This window comes from Streptococcus sp. 2020WUSS084, assembly GCF_044427445.1.
Taxonomy (GTDB): domain Bacteria; phylum Bacillota; class Bacilli; order Lactobacillales; family Streptococcaceae; genus Streptococcus; species Streptococcus suis.
The window spans coordinates 1-18,818 of record NZ_JAOTGC010000023.1 but is presented as its reverse complement, the minus strand read 5'-3'; the positions used below and the strand labels follow the sequence as shown (position 1 = coordinate 18,818).

Sequence of the window (18,818 nt, the reverse complement as noted above, 5' to 3'; positions counted from 1 at the left end):
AGAAGGGCTTAAGTTGTTCAATTCCTATTTGAATATCGTTGCGATCAGAGAGAGTTAAGTGTTTGTTTTTCATTGTCGATTACCAACTTGTCCCATAGTAAGTTCTACCTTATTTCTTTGTCTCATTTTAGTTTCCAGTTTTTAAGACAGACTAGAACTTACTTTGGGAATTTACTAATGGGAACTCTAACTGTGTTACAGTTAGGGTTTTCTTGTGTTTTCTAGAAAATATGGTATAATAAACCGGTGTGTTTCAATTGAAGCAGGCGAAAGAGGAAAATAATGACAAAAGAACAAGAATTTTTAAAAGAATTTGAAGCTTGGGTCAACACTCAGGTCATGGTAAACGAGATGGCGGTTGAAGAAAGTCGTCGTGTCTTGGAAGAAGATAAAGATGAGCGTGCAGCGGATGCTTATATTCGTTATGAGAGCAAGCTAGATGCCTATCGATTCATTCAAGGGAAATTTGCCAACTACCATGCTGGCAAAGGTTTTCATGATTTACCAGATGAGTTGTTTGGTCAAAGGCATTATTAAGAAACTATATTCACGGTTCAGCATTTCTATCTAAGGCTAGTTCTTCAGCTATTCATCGTTGTTTTTTCAAAATACAGTCAGTATTTCCTCAAAAAACGGCCTTGATTAGTGAAAAACTATTTCTTATATATAGGCACTTTACTTGTGAGTACAGGTTCTAAGGAGAAAGGAGTTAACATGGCAAAGAAAAAAGTAAATCGAAAAAAACAATTGAAAAAACAATTAGCAGACTTGAAACGTGCAGGTCGTGTAGGTCTTGAAAGAGCTGCAGAGGTAGTAGAGACAGTTGCTCACAAGGCTGAGGCTGCAGTAGAGCATGCTGTGGAACAAGTGAAAGAAGCTGTTGCAGAGGTGACTTCTTCAGCGACTTCATTGGAAGACTTCTTGGCACTTCCTGAGTTGGAAGGCATTGCGGCAGCACGTTTGGAAACCTTCTACGAAGCAGGTATTCAATCTGTGGCTGATTTTGCAAACCACACAGAAAAAGAGCTCTTGGCTCTTAAAGGTATCGGTCCTGCAACCATCAAGCAGTTGAAAGAAAAAGGGATTGAGTTGAAAGCTTAAATCCCTTGCTTTTCAAGGTGCAATTTGTTACAATAAAGCCAATCAGAGGTGTTTTGTTCCCCATTTGTCACAGGAAGCGGTGGTACTGAGAAATCCGCACAAATGTCAAAACTGGTTGCTGATGGTGTGAATCGAATAAGTAAAGTGCAGATAAATTATCTGAACAAGGGTGGTACCGCGGAATAACTTCGTCCCTGTCTAGCAAGCCTAGGCAGGGATTTTCATTTGGAAAGGAGAAATATGCTACATCATGTTGAAATTTACGTTTCAGACTTGGAAACGTCACGTGCATTCTACGATTTTCTTCTGACCAAGTTGGGCTACTCGCTCTATCAGGAGTGGGAGGACGGGCTATCTTATAAAAAAGCAGAGCAGTACCTTGTCTTTGTCCAAACGCCACAGGACTTCCTAGGGGCAGGCTATCACCGGTGTCGCACTGGTCTCAATCATCTAGCCTTTCATGCGGGCACACCTGATGAGATTGACCAATGGCGGAAGGAATTTTTGACCAGACGAGTCAAACTGCTCTACGACGACCGCTATCCACATGCAGGAGGACCAGATCACTATGCACTCTATTTGGAAGACCCAGATGGGATTAAGATAGAGTTGGTGGGGGAGGAAAGATGAATCTAATTATTATTGGAGCACAAGCTTCTGGCAAGATGACCGTTGGGCAGGAAGTTGAGAAATTAACTGATTTGGTTTTGTTTCATAATCATGAATCAATCGATTTCGTAACAAAATTTTTTCCAATGTCTGACGAAGCGAGAGAACTTATTAATGATATTCGTATGAAGTTTTTTGAAACCTCTGCGAAAACTGATTTGGGCTTGATTTTTACAGTTGTTATTGACTTTAATGATCCAGCAGATATTTCTTTTTTAGAGAATATTCAAGAGATTTATCACAGTAGGAATCAAGCTGTTCTGTTTATTGAATTGGAAACAGAGCTGCAAGAACGCTTAAGAAGAAATGTGACTGAAAATCGTCTGCAACATAAACCTTGGAAAAGAAATATTGAGTGGTCTGAAAAAGATATTCTAGAAACTATGAAGTTTGCAACCTTTAATCCAGAGTTTGCTCCTAAGCAACTCTACCATTATCATAAAATTAATAATACCCATCTTTCTGCCAATGAAGTAGCTCAACTGATTCTCCAAAAAATGGAAGAGCTTGAGCAAGAACAAACGAAATAGCCAGCCCAAGGGACTGACTATTTCTAGGAGATTATATGAAAAAGAATTGGGCTATTTCTAGCTTGAGGATAGTATAAACCAATTTTCTTAAAGAATACTGAAGGAGGAATGGATATGCATTACTTATTTATGGATGAAAAAGGTCCTCAGAATTCTTTTAAAATTTCGAATCCATTTGATAAGAAAAATAAGTTATCTTATGCTAATGATAATATGCACTCCTATGTGGCTAATGTAATTCAAATTGAAAAAGAAAACTATAAATTTATTGAAGAAGAGTATCATCAAATAGTTGAAACTTACTTATCAACTAGGAAACAGTTACAACAGTCATTAAGAGGTAAAAATAAGGAGCTTAAAGGTCTGGACCTACTAAAGACAAACTTTGATTATGGGATTGCTTCTATGAGAGAAAATGAGGTTCATTTCTATCTATCACTGTTTAAAATGCTAGATGAGTACAATGTAAAAAATTTACTATTTATGGTTAGTAAAATGTCAATCATTACTTCATCAAGATTAACTAATTTCTTTTACTTTTTAGATGAGGAGACAGAATTCTCACCATTTATTGCTAAATACGTTCTAACCAAATATGCTGAAATCGAGGCTTCAAAAAAAGTTATTGAATCTTTATTGGATAAAAAATTGCCAATAAGACCTTTGTTGAAATTAGTAAAAGAGGATTTGAATAGGATTATTAATAATAATCAAGATAATATGAGGATGGCTCGGCAACTAGATATTTATCAACAACTCATCATTGCAATGGATAGAGTAATAAAAAATCATAAAGTTAAATTGGTCGAACCAGATTCAGGGCTTTCTTTTGACTGGGATAAAGTAAAGTGGGCATTTGATTTGTGGATAACTGAACAAAGATTGCTTGATAACCAAATTGAATGGATGCTCTTTCTAGATGAAGGGATACCCAGTGGTACATTTAATGGTTTAGAGATTTCTAGAATTATCGAAGGATGCGACTCTAAGGATCATGTCGGATTACAAATAACAGATATGATTGTTGTCTTAATAGGGAAATTGGTTTCACAAATGACAGCAAATACTAGATATGATTTCGCTAATCCTGATAAACGAGTATTATTAAACGAGAACTATTTTGATTTTAATGAACAGCAATATAACTTAGTTGTTGAGCTAAATAAGTTTCTTTTGAATAGAGAGGCAAGGTACCATTTTGTAAACGATGCTTATTTTGATGAATCTTTGTTGCTTCAAGTTTATATAGGTTATATCGCTTCATTTGATAATTTTAATCAGTATGCGTCTGTTGGGCCAAGAGAACATGTTGATCGGTATTTTCAAAATTTTGTTAAACAGTCTGAGGAAAAATATTCTGAAGGCACGAAAAATGAATTGATGGCCAAATGTATGTTCGGTAGTTTAAAAGAAGGAATAGAAGACGGCACAGTTAGACCATTGTAAAAAGAATAGGAGAACTAAAATGAAAGAATTATCACCAAAATACAATCCAGCCGAGGTTGAGGCTGGTCGTTACCAGACTTGGTTGGACCAAGATGTCTTTAAGCCGTCAGGCGATGCGGAGGCCAAGCCCTATTCTATCGTCATTCCGCCGCCAAACGTAACAGGTAAGTTGCACTTAGGACACGCTTGGGATACAACCCTTCAAGATATCATCATCCGCCAGAAACGCATGCAGGGCTTTGATACCCTCTGGCTTCCAGGTATGGACCATGCGGGGATTGCCACTCAGGCTAAGGTGGAGGAACGCTTGCGGGAGCAAGGTGTCACACGCTATGATCTTGGTCGTGAAAAATTCCTCGACAAAGTCTGGGAATGGAAGGATGAATATGCTACAACCATCAAGGAGCAATGGGGTAAACTAGGTTTATCTGTGGATTATTCACGTGAACGTTTCACGCTGGACGAAGGCTTGTCAAAAGCTGTTCGCAAGGTCTTTGTGGAACTCTACAAAAAAGGTTGGATCTACCGTGGCGAATTTATCATCAACTGGGACCCAGCAGCTCGCACAGCCCTTTCTGATATTGAAGTTATCCACAAGGAAGTCGAAGGTGCCTTCTACCACATGAATTACATGCTGGAAGACGGCTCGCGTGGTCTGCAAGTTGCGACAACCCGTCCTGAAACCATGTTCGGTGACGTTGCGGTGGCGGTTAATCCAGAAGACCCACGTTACAAGGACTTGATTGGCAAAAACGTTATCCTGCCGATTGTAAATAAGCCTATCCCAATCGTTGCGGATGAGCACGCGGATCCTGAATTTGGTACAGGAGTTGTGAAAATCACGCCTGCCCACGATCCGAATGACTTCCTTGTCGGTCAACGCCACAATCTGCCACAAGTCAACGTGATGAATGATGACGGTACTATGAACGAGCTCGCAGGCGAATTTGCAGGTATGGACCGCTTTGAAGCCCGTAAGGCAACGGTTGCTAAGTTGCAAGAACTGGGTGCCCTTGTTGAAATCGAAAACCGTGTGCATTCCGTTGGACACTCTGAGCGTACAGGTGTTGTAGTCGAGCCACGCTTGTCAACTCAGTGGTTTGTTAAGATGGACCAGTTGGCTAAGAATGCCATTGCCAACCAAGACACAGCTGATAAGGTAGAATTTTACCCACCACGTTTCAACGATACCTTCCTACAATGGATGGAAAATGTACACGACTGGGTTATCTCTCGTCAGCTTTGGTGGGGTCATCAGATTCCAGCATGGTATAACGAATCTGGCGAAATGTACGTCGGAGAAGAGGCTCCAGCAGGTGACGGATGGGTACAGGATGAGGATGTCCTAGATACCTGGTTCAGCTCTGCCCTTTGGCCATTCTCAACCATGGGCTGGCCTGACGAAAATGCAGCGGACTTCCAGCGTTACTTCCCAACTTCAACCTTGGTAACGGGCTATGACATTATCTTCTTCTGGGTGTCACGCATGATTTTCCAATCGCTTGAGTTCACCGGCCGTCAGCCATTCAAGAACGTGCTGATCCACGGTTTGATTCGTGACGAAGAAGGGCGCAAGATGTCCAAATCGCTCGGAAATGGTATCGATCCAATGGATGTTATTGAGAAATATGGAACAGACAGTCTTCGTTGGTTCTTGTCAAACGGCTCAGCTCCTGGGCAAGATGTTCGTTTCTCTTACGAGAAAATGGATGCTTCCTGGAACTTCATCAACAAGATTTGGAACATTTCCCGCTATATCCTCATGAACAATGAAGGTTTGACCTTGGATGCGGCGCGTGAGAATGTCGCCAAAGTTGCAGCTGGTGAGGCTGGTAACGTGACGGACCGCTGGATTCTCCACAACCTCAACGAAACCATTGCCAAGGTCACTGAAAACTTCGACAAGTTCGAGTTTGGTGTGGCTGGTCACATCCTTTACAACTTCATCTGGGAAGAGTTCGCCAACTGGTATGTCGAGCTGACCAAGGAAGTGCTTTACAGTGCTGACGAGGCTGAGAAAGTTATGACCCGCTCTGTCCTTCTCTACACGCTGGACCAAATCCTTCGTCTCCTCCACCCAATCATGCCGTTTGTGACGGAAGAGATCTTCGCCCAGTACGCAGAGGGCTCTATCGTGGTGGCTGCCTACCCTATGGTCAACTCAGCCTTTGAAAATGCGGAAGCCCATAAAGGAGTGGAAAGCCTCAAGGACTTGATTCGTTCGGTGCGAAATAGCAGAGCAGAGGTCAACGTTGCTCCTTCTAAGCCGATTACCATCTTGATTAAGACGGCAGATAGCGAGCTTGAAACCTTCTTCAAGGCAAATGAAAACTACATCCGACGCTTTACAAATCCAGAGCAGTTGGAAATCAGCTCAAGTATTGCTGCACCAGAACTAGCTATGTCAGCCGTTATCACCGGTGCTGAAATCTTTTTACCACTAGCCGACCTCCTCAACGTCGAAGAAGAGTTGGCTCGTCTGGACAAAGAACTTGCCAAATGGCAGAAAGAACTAGACATGGTTGGCAAAAAACTCAGCAACGAACGCTTCATCGCCAACGCCAAACCAGATGTCGTCGAAAAAGAAAAAGCCAAACAAACCGACTACCAAGCAAAATACGATGCGACACAAGAACGTATCGCAGAAATGAAAAAACTGGTTAAGTAGGTAGAATACGATAAAATCCCCAGCCTAAAAAGGCTGGGTTTTGTGGTATAATAGAGAGGAGTATATTCATTAGATAGAGGTTTAATTAATGGCATTAGTTGATTGGATAGAAAAGAAAGAATTGGATTATTGGGATTTTTCAAAGACTTTTTCAACTGGAATTCATAAAATCAGTGCCTATCCTGCAACTATGGTTCCAGATATGCAAAATGAGTTGATAAGATTGATAAAACTTGAAGATAGTAACATAGAAAATATATTAGATCCCTTTCATGGGTCAGGTGTAACTCTAGTTGAAGGTGAGAAAAATGGGTTAGAACCAATCGGAATAGATATAAATCCTCTAGCGAATCTTATAACAATTGTAAAATTACAGGGTGTAAAAAAAATATATATAAAATCAGCAAATAAGAGACTCAAAAAGTTAGTGCAAGATAACAATTTTAAGTTTGAAGTTCATTCTTTCAATAATATTGAAAAGTGGTATCGAGAAGATTTTATTTATACTTTTAGTAAAATTAGGTCAGCAATTAAACAAGAAAAATATAAATATATTAGACAATATTATTGGGTTTGTTTAATAAATGTGTTAAAAAAATATAGCAATACCAGGAGCTCAACATTCAAATTACATATTAAAACTCAAGAAGATATTGAATCTATGGTAAACAAAATAGAAGAGGATTTTTTCAATAACATAGAAACATTTTTTCAGTATTTACCAGAATATTCTAAAGGGAAGAAAATAAATATTGTTATAGGAAAATCTGAAGAAGTTCTTTCAAAGTTTGATGATTATTCTATTGATTTAATTTGTACCTCTCCACCATATGGGGACAACTCTAGTACTGTTACTTATGGTCAATATTCAATGTTGCCGATTTATTGGATTGATAAGAAAGATTTGGGAAATTTCGATGAGAATTTGATAGAGAATTATTCTAGTATTGATTCTAATAGTCTTGGTGGTAATTTTAAGAGGAGTCGCTTTGAAATTGATTCAAAAATTCTTGAAAATTATCTGTCTGTAATAAGTGCTGATAAGCATAAAAAGGTAAAAAATTTCATTTCAGATTATTTTGATGTATTAAGTGAGTTAGTAAGGGTGTTAAAAAAAGAAAAATATCTCGTTTTGACTTTAGGGAATCGGCGTGTAGATAATCAAGTTGTACCTCTTTCGGATATTACTGAAGAATATTTAGAGAAAAAAGGATTAAGATTGGAAACATCAATCACAAGAAATATCCCTCAAAAAAGGATGCCTCGAAAAGTTTCAAGAGTTGATAATCATGCAGTAGAATCGATGAATCAAGAATATGTCCTAATATTTAGAAAGTGAGTTATACAAGAGGAGGAAGTATGAGAAATAGTCTCAAAGAGGTAAATCTGACGATTGATCCACGAGTGATTAGCCACCTGGGTGAAGCTTTAATTGATAATGAAAAAATTGCTTTACTGGAGCTAATTAAGAATGCATCGGATGCAGATGCAAATAATTGTAATATCGTAATTGATACCTTGTTTCAATCTGAGTATGGGCAAGGACGAATCATTATCGAAGACGATGGGAATGGAATGACACCAACTATAATTGAAAAAGCCTTCCTAAAAATTGCCACATCATTTAAAGCAGAACATCAAAAAATATCTCCTAAATTTAAAAGACAGGCTCAAGGTAATAAAGGAATAGGACGTCTATCTTTAAACCAACTTGGCAGATATGTGTCCGTAGATACTAAGGTTGACACCGGACTAACAGAATTTTTTTCAGAAAAAGATATAATTGATGTTTTTGGATATCAAAATCATAGTGAATTTATAAATGATAATGACTGGTATTACTATCATCTGGATATTGATTGGGAACGATATAATATCGGGAGTGAGTCAGTTGAGGATGTCAAACTTGAGTTGCAAACTAATTTATTTAATGAAACAGTTTTTAGTCATAATAAAAAACATGGAACTAGGATAGAAGTCCTTGGATTAAAAGGAATTGATTTCTGGCAGAGTAACCAAACTCAAAAGGAACTAGAGCAAGATGTATTAGAGTTCTTAAATCCTTATCTAGAAGAAAAGTATAATTTCTATGTCAAAATAAACTTAGACAATAGAGTTTTTACAAGTAATAAATATGATTTATCGGATATTGAGAATAATTTTTTATCAAAAGTTGATTTTGATTATGACTCAGAAACTGAAAAATTAAATTTAATTGTAACAAGAAGCAGAAAATATATTGACTATAAGGTAACAAATCTCTTTTCTGAACTTGAAAAATGGGAGTTGGAACAAATTACGGAGATACCTTATAGAGATTACTATGAAGAGTGGTGCAAAAAAGAAATAGAGATAGATTTATCATCCTTTGATGAAGCAAATCGAACAGCACAAAATGTTAAATTTAAACCATTTATCACATATGAATTAGATAGTAGTGAAGGTGAAAAAAAAGTAACGAAATTTTTCTTACCAGGAAGTTTCAGAGGGAGTATTTATGGTTTTGATTTATCAACTAGTAGTCCAGTGTCGAAAAATTTTAGGAAAGTTTTAGAAGAAATCAGGGGTGTGAAATTATATCGAAACAATTTTAGAATTTTCCCTTATGGAGACAAAAATAATGACTGGTTAGATATGTCAGGTTTCAACTTGCGGACGAAATCTGTTATCTATAAGCAGCATACTTCGACTGGTTTTATTAATATTGATGGTGAAGAAAATTTAGAACGTTTGAAAGAATTGACTAATAGACAAGGTTTGGTTTTAGACAATTATGGTACAAATTTTCTTTTAATAGTCAAAGAGTTGGTTTATAAGACAATTGCTAAAGATGATAAATACTTTGGTGACTATTTTAGCTTTACCAGAAAAACTGTTAAGAATCTAAATTCAGGAAAGTTTATTGATATTGCAGGAATTAATTTCCAAAAGAAAATAGATGACATAGCAGAAGCTAAAAAGAAGGCTGATAGCTTATCTAACAACTTCGATATGCTAACAGATGCCGAAAAAAAAGCAGAATTAGCATCGATAAAAGAATCTGTAGTTAATGTTAGTAATACAGTTGCTAATAGGGAACGACAAGTTATTGAATTAGAAAAACATTTTGATGACTTCGCTCCTATCATGGGGGCAACGATTGTGGCAGAAACTTTGTCACATGAAATTATACGTTTATCAAATACCATAAAATTCTCATCAAGTAAAGCAAGACATGCCGTACTGGGAGGTCATACCGAAGATGTTCTTATAAATCTTTCAAGAATTGACTCAAGCAATAAGTTCTTACAAAGATATGCTTCGGTTTTGGATATAAATTCCTATTCTAGAAGAAGAAGATATTCAAATGAGTCGCTTCGAGAGAAACTAAGTTCATTATTACAAGATAGCCCATTGCTAACATACGGAGAGACTTCTGTTGAATATGAAATTTTAGGAACAGATTTTAATGTGAAGATGGTTGAAGATAGTTTTAAAATTATTATTGAAAATTTAATCATTAATTCAGCCTATTGGTTAGATAAAATGAATGTAGAGTCACCTAAGATGATTTTTAAACTTGATTATGATTTAGGGAAATTAATTATATTTGACAATGGGTTAGGTATTGATAGTTCGATTGAAAATACTCTGTTCCAAGCATTTGAATCAAACAAACCGGACAATGAAGGTAGGGGGATGGGATTATACATTGTTTCTACATTATTGAATGAAATAGGGGCTACAATTTTGCTTGATTCAGAAAGAAACCAATATGGTAATAGATTCAAATTTGTGATTACTTTTCCAGAAGAAGAGGTTTAGTTGATGAATGTACAATTAAAAGATTACGGTGTATCGACGGTTATTGCCATTGATGATATTTTTAATGAAATAGACATAGAAAAAAACTTATCTGATTTTTCTCCTGAAATTGTTGATGATTTAACCGATGGACAATTTGACGCTTTTTCTGACTGGACTATTGCAGAATATGTCAAATATAAAGATTCAAAATTTATGGATAAATTGTCTGAGAATCTTAATAGTTCTGAATATTATTCATGGATATCCAATCAAGAAAATGTCGAATTTAGTAAAATTGGTGCAGATATTGAAAGAGTCAAAGAATATATTTCAACTATTGATGAAGGAGATGCTTCAAGGAAGCACTTAGTGATACTAGATCGACAACTACAAGAATCGGTAGGTGGGCAAGAAAACAATGAAATATTTAAGAAAGTTTTACAAATTGTATACAATGAGTTAGACAAAAAAAACCTATTACTCTTGATTTATACTGATAAGTCAATTCCTGATGATTTAAATAGTTTTGAAGGTGCTAAAAGTTATTTGGTGGAATTAGGGTTCAATAAAGTTGACGCAGAGCAAATGGCACTGCATTTTAACTATGTGAATAAAAGTGACAGACTCACAAATGATTTTCTTGATAATATTTTAAAATCTCAAAAAGCAAGATACATTCAAGAGTATAAAGATTTATTTGCTCAAACATATAGTAAACTAACAGAGAGGCTTTGGCAGTTAAATCAAAATCAAGAATTATTTTATTACGATTATCTGAATGAGGGGCAACACGCGGATGATATTATTTACAATATTTTTTTAACTAAGTTTAGTCAAGTTTACTCAGAAACTTTTGGAGATGTGAATAAACATTCTACATTGATTAATCCTATCCGTAGATCAATGCAAAAACATTTTTCAACAGTATCTGATTCCCAATTAAAAATCTATAGAGAATTGAAAGAATTTGAAATAAAGCTAACTAACAATAGAGGGATGTTGCCGATAGCGACTAGTTCTGACATATCATTTGGTGATGTAATTCACGTTGGAGATGATTATTTTATGGTAATGAGTCAAGATTGCGATATAACGATTAGAAATGATGGAACGAGAAAATTAGATTCAATTCAACTAGTAAAACTAGAAGCTAAAGAGAGAGTAGTATCTAAAAGTTATTTACATAAAGTATACGGTAATGGGAAAGGTGGAAACAAATTACTTGAAGATGATGAATTCTTTAATGGTTTAGTAAAAACTGGCATTTCCCAAACAATTCTAGAAGAAGTGAAAAAAAACCAATGTTCTGAAGAGGCAATTGGAGATCTTATTGTAAAAGATAGTTTTAAGGGTAATCCCAAAGCAATTAGTTCGATAAGTTGTTTTTGGCTCGATAGTTTATTATTAAAAGTAAATACTAGTGGAGAAATTCATTTTACAGAGTCAAATATTAAAGGGTCTCATGAATTAAGAACAGCTACCTCCAAATATCTTCAGAAAAAATTAGATGATTTGATAAATGCTCAGTTGCAAGGAAAAACTGAAGGAATTATTAATCAAATACTCGAATTTTCTCTGTCTAATTTCAATGCTGAAATTAAGGCTATTTGTGAATCTGAAGACGAAGGAACAACGGAACTAAAAGGTTTTAGATTAAAAAATATTAAGCGTGTTGGAAGGTTAAATCGATTAGAAGCGATGAAAATATTAAAAGATGTACTTGAAGATGGAGGTAGGATTCCTGATGTACGGTCTATTTTAATTTAAGTTAAAAAATCTTCTAAGAAGGTCTCCCATGTAACCAACCTACTAAATTATTCGCCTCACTCTTAATTAAGAAACTAATATGACGATTTACTCAAATTTTCAAAAGGCTATTTTTAATCATTGCAAGTATGACCGTAGTGAAGTATGATTAACTGTTCAAAAGTGTAAGAGGTAGGTATTTTTCCTTTTTTGAATTGAGAAATTTTTTATAGAAAATATGCAAAATGCTTAAATTAGTAAGAATATGTATGAGAAGTTCGGAACTAATGAGGCTAACAAAGAAAGAGGCTGGGCAAAAACTAGCTTCTCACATATAAAAAACGAGCAATTCCACTTAGGAGTTGCTCGTTTTCCATTTCATGCTTTATAATTATAATAACGACAAAACAACTAGAAAGGCATGAAAATGTATAAACAGTATAACACAAATCAGCTTAGTTTGGAATTAAATCTTTCTTGGGACTTACCTGCTACTCATGAGGCACGTCTGATTAGTCAGTTTGTGGATACTATTCCTTCATCCGTTCTATTGGAAGAAACTTCCCACACAGGTCGTCCTGCCTTTCATCCAGCTATGTTGCTTAAAATGACCCTATTTGCCTATGCTCGTCAGGTATTCTCTGGTCGAAAAATCGTTCAAATGAATGAAGAAGTTATTCCCATGAAATGGCTGAGTCAGGATACCTATGTCTGTTATCGGACCATCAATAGTTTTCGGGCTAGCACACACGCCAATCAGCTCATCAAAACTGCCTTCATTTACTTTACCCTCCTCCTCAGAGATAATGGATTGATTGAAGATGAGGCTCTCTTCATTGACGGAACTAAGGTAGAAGCTGATGCCAACAAGTATTCTTTCACATGGAAAAAGGCCGTTGTACGCTACGAAGATGCCTTGAATGGAAACATTTCAGCACTCTATGACAAGCTAGTTCAAGAAGGGGTGAATACTGCCTTGTCCAAGGAAGAATGCCTCACTAGCGAGGGGCTGACCCAACTCCTACAAGAAACCGAACAAGTATTGGACGAGGTGGAAGAAGCTATCTCACAAGAGCCTAAAGTCATCAAAGGTGGCTCAGCCAACAGACAGAAACGAAGAAGAATTAAGAAACTAAAGAGAAAGTTGAAAGAGGATTTTCTTGTTCGGAAACAGAAGTACGAACGAGATAAACAGATTCTACAAGAGCGAAATTCCTATTCTAAAACAGATCACGATGCAACATTCATGCGGATGAAAGAGGAAGAAACAGTCTGGGGAGAGACTGTTTCTTCACGAGCCTTGAAATAAAAGAGCGAGTATGAAGAATGGCCAGCTCAAGCCTGGTTACAACCTCCAACTTGGTACAAACAGCCAGTTTGCCTTGGCTTACGGATTGTATCCGAATCCAACTGACACTCGTACACTCAAACCTTTTCTTCAATCCATCCAAACCCTAGAACTCTTTCAACACATTGTCGCGGATGCAGGTTATGGTAGTGAAGAAAATTATAGCTTTATCGTTGATGACCTGGAGAAAACACCTTTGATTCCCTACGGAACATATCAGAAAGAGCAGAAGAAAAGCTACAAGAAGAGTGATGCCAATCCTGAAAACTGGACCTATCTAGAAGATTCTGATCAGTGGATAAAGCCAGATGGTGTTGTGTATTCATTCAAGAATTATTCACGAAGAACGGATAAGTATGGATTTGAGAGAGATATTAAGATTTACGAAGCTGATCCAGTACAAGCTAGTGAAGAGTTAGACCAATTAGCACGGACGGAAAAAGGAAACCTCAAACAAATTCAGTATAATCCTACGTGGAACTATTTCAAGAACTTAGTCAAAGAGAAATTGACAAGTAAAGAGGGAGCCCGCATTTATGCCAAACGCAAGGTGGATGTCGAACCTGTATTTGGTAGGATGAAGGGTGTTTTTGGCGTGCGCAGAGTGCATGTCAGAGGTCAAAAGGTGGTTGAAACAGAGATAGGATTCCTCCTAATGAGCATGAATCTCACGAAATTGGCGAAGAAATTAGTCCATGATAATAGAAACAAAAAGAAAAACACAAATAGTTCGGCTGGATTTCATCAAAATCAGCTTGAATCTATCTGTGTTTTTTATTTACTGGCTAGTTTTTGCTCAGCCTCTTTTATATATTCCCCAATTTTTCGTACGATTTCTGTGACGAGAGCATTGCCCATAAAGAACATACGCATTTTATCAGATACATCTACAATGGATCCATCTGCTAATTTTTTCTGCTTAGTCCAATCGTCAGGAAAGTCCTGTAATCGTTCCGCCTCTACAGGTGTAATCAAACGGTATCGATTGTTCACATTGATAAAGTGAGTAGAGCGATTGACAGTTCCTTCGGAAGTCAACATCGTTCGTCCAGGCAGGTTTAGGTCGTCAGTCGGCGACATTCCACCTTCGGAATAGGTATAGGTGTGACCATCTGCCGAAGTTCTTTCGATTTTTTTAGGGCCTCGTAGATATTGGAATTTTTCTAACTTAGCTGGGTCGTTCAAAAAGTATTTTTCAGGCACATCTTTTTCATCCTGTAGGATTTCTCCAAGAGTGATTGGTTGACCTTTATAGTCGCATTGAGTATCGACGGAATAGTATTTTCCGTGTCTCATCACGCCAGTATTCCAAACTGTTCCTGTGAAGTTATCTGACACTTCAACAATATCATTCGCCAGTTCGTAGTAGACTTGGCGATTTTTTATTGGTGTTGATTTGATTGGGAACTGAGTGGCAAACAATCCTGAATGGAACAGATAGTCATCGTAGCGATTTTCGTTAAATACAGATTCAGTATTTTCAAATTGTTTGTCAAGTCTTTTTGCAAAAGTCGTGTCATTTCGATAAACAAAGAAGAAGACACGACGGCGACGTTGACTACGTCCGTATTCAGCAGCATTGATAACCCTCCACTCAACTGAGTAGCCGAGATTGTTAAACGCTGTCAACATGATTGCAAAGTCACGTCCTCTTTGTTTAGAAGGTGCTTTTAGAAGACGGTCAACGTTTTCTAAAATAAGATATTTAGGTTTGGTGATACGAGTAGCACGGATAATTTCCCAAAAGAGAACTCCTTTTTTTCCTTCAATCCCTTGTTCGTTCTTCTTGCTTCGTGCAACAGAATAGTCTTGGCAAGGAAAACCACCAACAATCATTTCGGGATTCATTTCAGCAAACTTTTCGTCAGAAATATCTGAGATACTAATATTGATGTTTTCACTGTCTGGGAAATGCAAATCATAAACTTCAAAAGCATCCTGTGATTTTCGAGCAGGCTCCCATTGATTTGCCCATTTTGTTTGGAAGTAATCTTTGTCAGCATTTTCAAGACCAATGCGAAAACCGCCTACACCGGCAAAGAGTTCGAGAATATTCATTTTTTCTCCTCAAGTTTATTTAATACTCTCTATTATATCGTAAAAAACAATTTCGATCAAGGATTTTTATTTGATATAATAGAGCTATAGGAATTTAGTAGGAAATTTTATATGGAAAAACACTTATTCAATTATGATGAAACAGATATTCAAAGTATTCTTGATTATTCTCAACATTTACTAGATAGGTCGCTTGGCGAAATTATTGCTGAATACCAAGTTTCGCCTTATAAAACTTATCGAGATTTTCAAGATGGTACAATATCAGAAATTGTTGATAAAGAAATCAGTATGAAGTCAAAAGGGCAATATGGTAATTATATAGAAAAATACTTTTATGGCTATCAACCTAATAGTGACTCAGCTGCTGATTTTGACAAGGTTGGAGTAGAATTGAAAGTCACGCCTTTTAAAGTGAACAAGAATGGAACAATTAGTGCAAAAGAGCGATTAGTTTTAACAATATTAAACTATATGGAGGAAAATCTAGATGACTTTTACTCCACTCATCTATGGCAAAAATGCTCTAAAATACTTTTACTGTTTTACAATGGTCTCATTCCAGGGCAGACAATGTCAGATTATATCATTGAAAAAGTTTTTTTGTACGAATGGTTTGAAGAGGATATGGAGGTCATTCTTGAGGATTATAGTCGCATTGTAGAAAAGATTAAGCAAGGTAAAGCCCATGAACTGTCCGAATCAGATGGGAACTATTTATCTACCTGTACTAAAGGTGCAGGGAAAGGAAAAGATTTTAGAAGCCAGCCTTTTAGTGATACTCTTGCAAAACAAAGGGCTTGGGAGCTGAAATCAAGCTACATGACCTACTTGATTAATCACAAGATATTTAATCAAGTTGATCAAGAAAGTATTCTAGCAACTGCCAGAGGTGAGAAAAAAGCATTTACACAGGTCATTGCAGACAAAATTTTAGCCTATAAAGGATTTTCTGAAACAGAGTTATATAGTCGATTTGACGTGAATCCTAGAGCAAAAGGTAAAAATAGCACTCTGGTTAGAAATATATTGGGGTTAACTGGGGACCTTGAAAAGACACAAGAATTTCAAAAAGCTAATATGAATTTACGCGTTATTCGTGTGGATAAAAATGGTTTACCAAAAGAAGATTCTCCTTTTAAAAATTATCAATTTGAGGAACTAGCTAGCAACGAAGTCTGGGAGGAATCGCATCCATTTTTGGAAATTTGCAATAAACGGTTTTTATTTATCATTTTTAAAGAAGTATCGGATAAATTATTTGTATTAGATAATATCAAGTTTTGGGGTTTTCCAGATAGACTAATTCCGGAGGTCCAAAGAGTTTGGATAGAAACACGAAAAATCATCCAAGACGGTGTTGAATTGAGTCGAAATGGTAATAAAGTATCTACCAACTTTCCTCAGAGTAAAGTCAATACAATTTTATTCACGAAAATTCATGCTCAAAATACTTACTACGAAATTAGACCTAATGAATTTGTTGGTAAGGGAAAATTATCAGATACTGACAAATTACCCGATGGTAGAAGAATTACAAAACACTCATTTTGGCTTCCTAAAAAATTTTTGAAAGAGGTATTACTAGGTGAGTGGGATTAATTATTTAGTGAAAGGCATCTATGAACAAAATCAATTCTTACCAAATCAACCTCCCCTCTCTCATTCCTTTCGGTTTCATCTTCTCCAACAATCGTTACATCTACCGTGAGGTCTTCATGGAGGGGCAGTTTGAGGCGGTGGTGGAGGTTGATGAGGTTGGTCAGCTGTCGTCCTATGTTTGGGATTGTGAGATGGAGGAGGTCTATACCGCCCATCAGGTGACTGCGCCAGCTGGGGCTTTTGTGGGACAGGTGCGTGAGACTTATCAGTCCATTTTGGATCGAGTAGAGGAGGCTTGTTGTGTCGCTCTGCCATTTTCCAAAGACCAAAGCAACCGCATAGCCCAGCTCATCAAGGAGAAGTGGGGGGACCTACCTGATTATCCCTTTACCAAGTCGCCAGAGACAGGTGCTTTTCGCCATCACTCCAATAATAAGTGGTACGCTTTGGTGACTCAGGTCAAGCGGGGACAGCTGGATGGGAGCGCTGACCAAGAGCTAGTGGAGATTGTCAATCTCAAGGTCGATGGTCGGGAAATAGCAGAGTTGCTGAGTCAGTCGGGCATCTATCCTGCTTACCACATGTCAAAGAAGGCCTGGGTGTCGGTCTCGCTCGATAATACTGTGGAAGATGAAGCAATTTTGGCCCTCCTTGAGAAGAGCCGCTATCTGGTAGGACCAAAATCCTACAAGGCGGATCAAGGGCCTGATTACTGGGTTATTCCAGCCAATCCAAAGGTCTATGATATTGATACCGAGTTTGCGGAAAATAAGGTAGTCTATTGGCCGCAAAAATCAACCATTCAAGCTGGAGATATTGTAGCTATCTATGTGACGGCGCCTGTACAGGCTATTCGCTATGTCTGCCGTGTCTTGGGGGCGAACTTGGAAAATCATGCACAATCAGACATTCCTACAGAAAAGAAACTCATGCAGGTGGAATTGCTCGCTCAGTTTTCCGATGATATTTTGCCGAGAGCGCGCATGATGGACTTGGGAGTCAGGGCGGTGCGTGGACCTAGACGCTTGACAGAGGGTGTGATAGAAGTGCTGACATCCGAAGTGAAAAACCTCCATTAAATTGGTAAATTCTCAAAGTAAGTTCTAGTTCCCGTCCTTCCAGAAGTTACTTTGAGAAAACTGCATAACACCAACAGAATTTAGTCTCAGACTAAGTTCTGTTTTTGCCTAAAGCTGCAGATTCAAGGAATTTTTAGGGTTGAAAATGTTGAAAAAAAGAGTACACTAAAGTTACTGGCTCTGAGACGTCTCAAAGTAAGTTCTAGTTATCTGGAATTTGGGATAGGACAAGTTCCTTTCTATTTTTGATTGATTTTTATGCTAAAAACTAGCGATTACTTATCTAATAATCGAGGTGATTGGATGACGTTCTCAGGGTCAATTTTAGAGATTCCCAAAAGTGTTGCCAATTCTTCACCGTAGGTAAATGTAAAGAGTTCATAGGCTGATTTTCCGTTGAAAGAAGCCCGTTTGACGCTGTTGACATGCGAACAAACCAGGTTGATATCATCCTGTGTCAAGTTATCAAACGAACTTCCTTTAGGAAGAATGTCTCTGATAAGTGTGTGATTCTTCTCGATTCTCCCCTTCTGGTCAGAACGATTAGGGTCACAGAAGAATAGCTTAGATTCTCCGCGGACATCCATTTCGATATCGTCCACTCTAGCGAATTCACCACCATTGTCGGTCAGAATGACAGGGAATATTTCGCAGAAGCTCATCTCTTTCTGATGCAGGTTGTTCTTGATAGCGTAGAGGTGTTTAGCGACCTCATTAGCTGTTTTATTATCCAGTAATCGAGCGAAGATAAAGTTACAGAAGGAGAGGTTAAAGGTGAGCAGTAC

The 18,818-nt window shown here is 37.3% G+C and carries 14 protein-coding genes and 1 pseudogene; 12 read left to right on the top strand and 3 right to left on the bottom strand.

The features are described 5' to 3' along the window. The coding region (locus ODU50_RS09845) for a helix-turn-helix domain-containing protein (RefSeq protein WP_141669221.1) at positions 1-73 on the bottom strand (73 nt) is incomplete at its 3' end. A gap of 209 nt (positions 74-282) precedes the next feature. Between ODU50_RS09845 and ODU50_RS09840 the strand changes: the two genes are divergently transcribed. The 10 genes and pseudogenes from ODU50_RS09840 to ODU50_RS09795 form a co-directional block, all read left to right on the top strand. Next, positions 283-537 carry a DUF1912 family protein gene (locus ODU50_RS09840; RefSeq protein ID WP_002943432.1) on the top strand — a complete coding sequence of 85 codons (255 nt, stop codon included), beginning with the start codon at positions 283-285 and terminating at the stop codon, positions 535-537. Positions 538-714: 177 nt separating this feature from the next. Beyond that, positions 715-1,101 (top strand): helix-hairpin-helix domain-containing protein, encoded by a 387-nt coding sequence (locus tag ODU50_RS09835; protein ID WP_105153361.1) that lies wholly within the window; start codon positions 715-717, stop codon positions 1,099-1,101. 240 nt (positions 1,102-1,341) lie between these two features. Next, positions 1,342-1,731: a VOC family protein gene (locus ODU50_RS09830; RefSeq protein ID WP_105153360.1), complete on the top strand. Its 390-nt coding sequence runs from the start codon at positions 1,342-1,344 to the stop codon at positions 1,729-1,731. Then, positions 1,728-2,300, top strand: coding sequence for a shikimate kinase (locus ODU50_RS09825; RefSeq protein ID WP_105153359.1), 573 nt, complete (start codon positions 1,728-1,730; stop codon positions 2,298-2,300). Before ODU50_RS09830 ends, ODU50_RS09825 begins: the two co-directional genes overlap by 4 nt. 114 nt (positions 2,301-2,414) lie before the next feature. Beyond that, on the top strand, positions 2,415-3,746 hold the full coding sequence (locus ODU50_RS09820; protein ID WP_105153358.1) for a hypothetical protein: 1,332 nt from the start codon (positions 2,415-2,417) through the stop codon (positions 3,744-3,746). Positions 3,747-3,765: 19 nt separating this feature from the next. Next, on the top strand, positions 3,766-6,414 hold the full coding sequence (locus ODU50_RS09815; RefSeq protein ID WP_105153357.1) for a valine--tRNA ligase: 2,649 nt from the start codon (positions 3,766-3,768) through the stop codon (positions 6,412-6,414). An 88-nt stretch (positions 6,415-6,502) separates the two neighbouring features. Continuing rightward, positions 6,503-7,753 (top strand): DNA methyltransferase, encoded by a 1,251-nt coding sequence (locus ODU50_RS09810; RefSeq protein ID WP_105153356.1) that lies wholly within the window; start codon positions 6,503-6,505, stop codon positions 7,751-7,753. A 20-nt stretch (positions 7,754-7,773) separates the two neighbouring features. Next, entirely contained in the window at positions 7,774-10,218 is a 2,445-nt protein-coding gene (locus tag ODU50_RS09805; protein WP_105153355.1) for an ATP-binding protein, read from the top strand. A gap of 3 nt (positions 10,219-10,221) precedes the next feature. Further along, positions 10,222-11,967 carry a hypothetical protein gene (locus tag ODU50_RS09800; protein WP_105153354.1) on the top strand — a complete coding sequence of 582 codons (1,746 nt, stop codon included), beginning with the start codon at positions 10,222-10,224 and terminating at the stop codon, positions 11,965-11,967. A gap of 406 nt (positions 11,968-12,373) precedes the next feature. Continuing rightward, a pseudogene (locus tag ODU50_RS09795) lies at positions 12,374-13,986 on the top strand (IS1182 family transposase); the annotation flags it as partial. 82 nt (positions 13,987-14,068) lie between these two features. On the opposite strand, the gene dcm reads toward ODU50_RS09795, so the two are convergent. Then, entirely contained in the window at positions 14,069-15,352 is a 1,284-nt protein-coding gene (gene dcm, locus ODU50_RS09790) for a DNA (cytosine-5-)-methyltransferase (RefSeq protein ID WP_105153445.1), read from the bottom strand. A 111-nt stretch (positions 15,353-15,463) separates the two neighbouring features. On the opposite strand from dcm, the gene ODU50_RS09785 reads away from it, so the two are divergent. Both ODU50_RS09785 and ODU50_RS09780 read left to right on the top strand, forming a co-directional pair. Further along, entirely contained in the window at positions 15,464-16,954 is a 1,491-nt protein-coding gene (locus ODU50_RS09785) for a Sau3AI family type II restriction endonuclease (RefSeq protein WP_105153444.1), read from the top strand. A 20-nt stretch (positions 16,955-16,974) separates the two neighbouring features. Beyond that, positions 16,975-18,033 carry an MmcQ/YjbR family DNA-binding protein gene (locus ODU50_RS09780; protein ID WP_105153443.1) on the top strand — a complete coding sequence of 353 codons (1,059 nt, stop codon included), beginning with the start codon at positions 16,975-16,977 and terminating at the stop codon, positions 18,031-18,033. A 275-nt stretch (positions 18,034-18,308) separates the two neighbouring features. Here ODU50_RS09780 and ODU50_RS09775 read toward each other — a convergent pair. After that, positions 18,309-18,818: transposase (locus ODU50_RS09775; RefSeq protein ID WP_398581407.1), on the bottom strand; the 510-nt coding region annotated here is incomplete at its 5' end.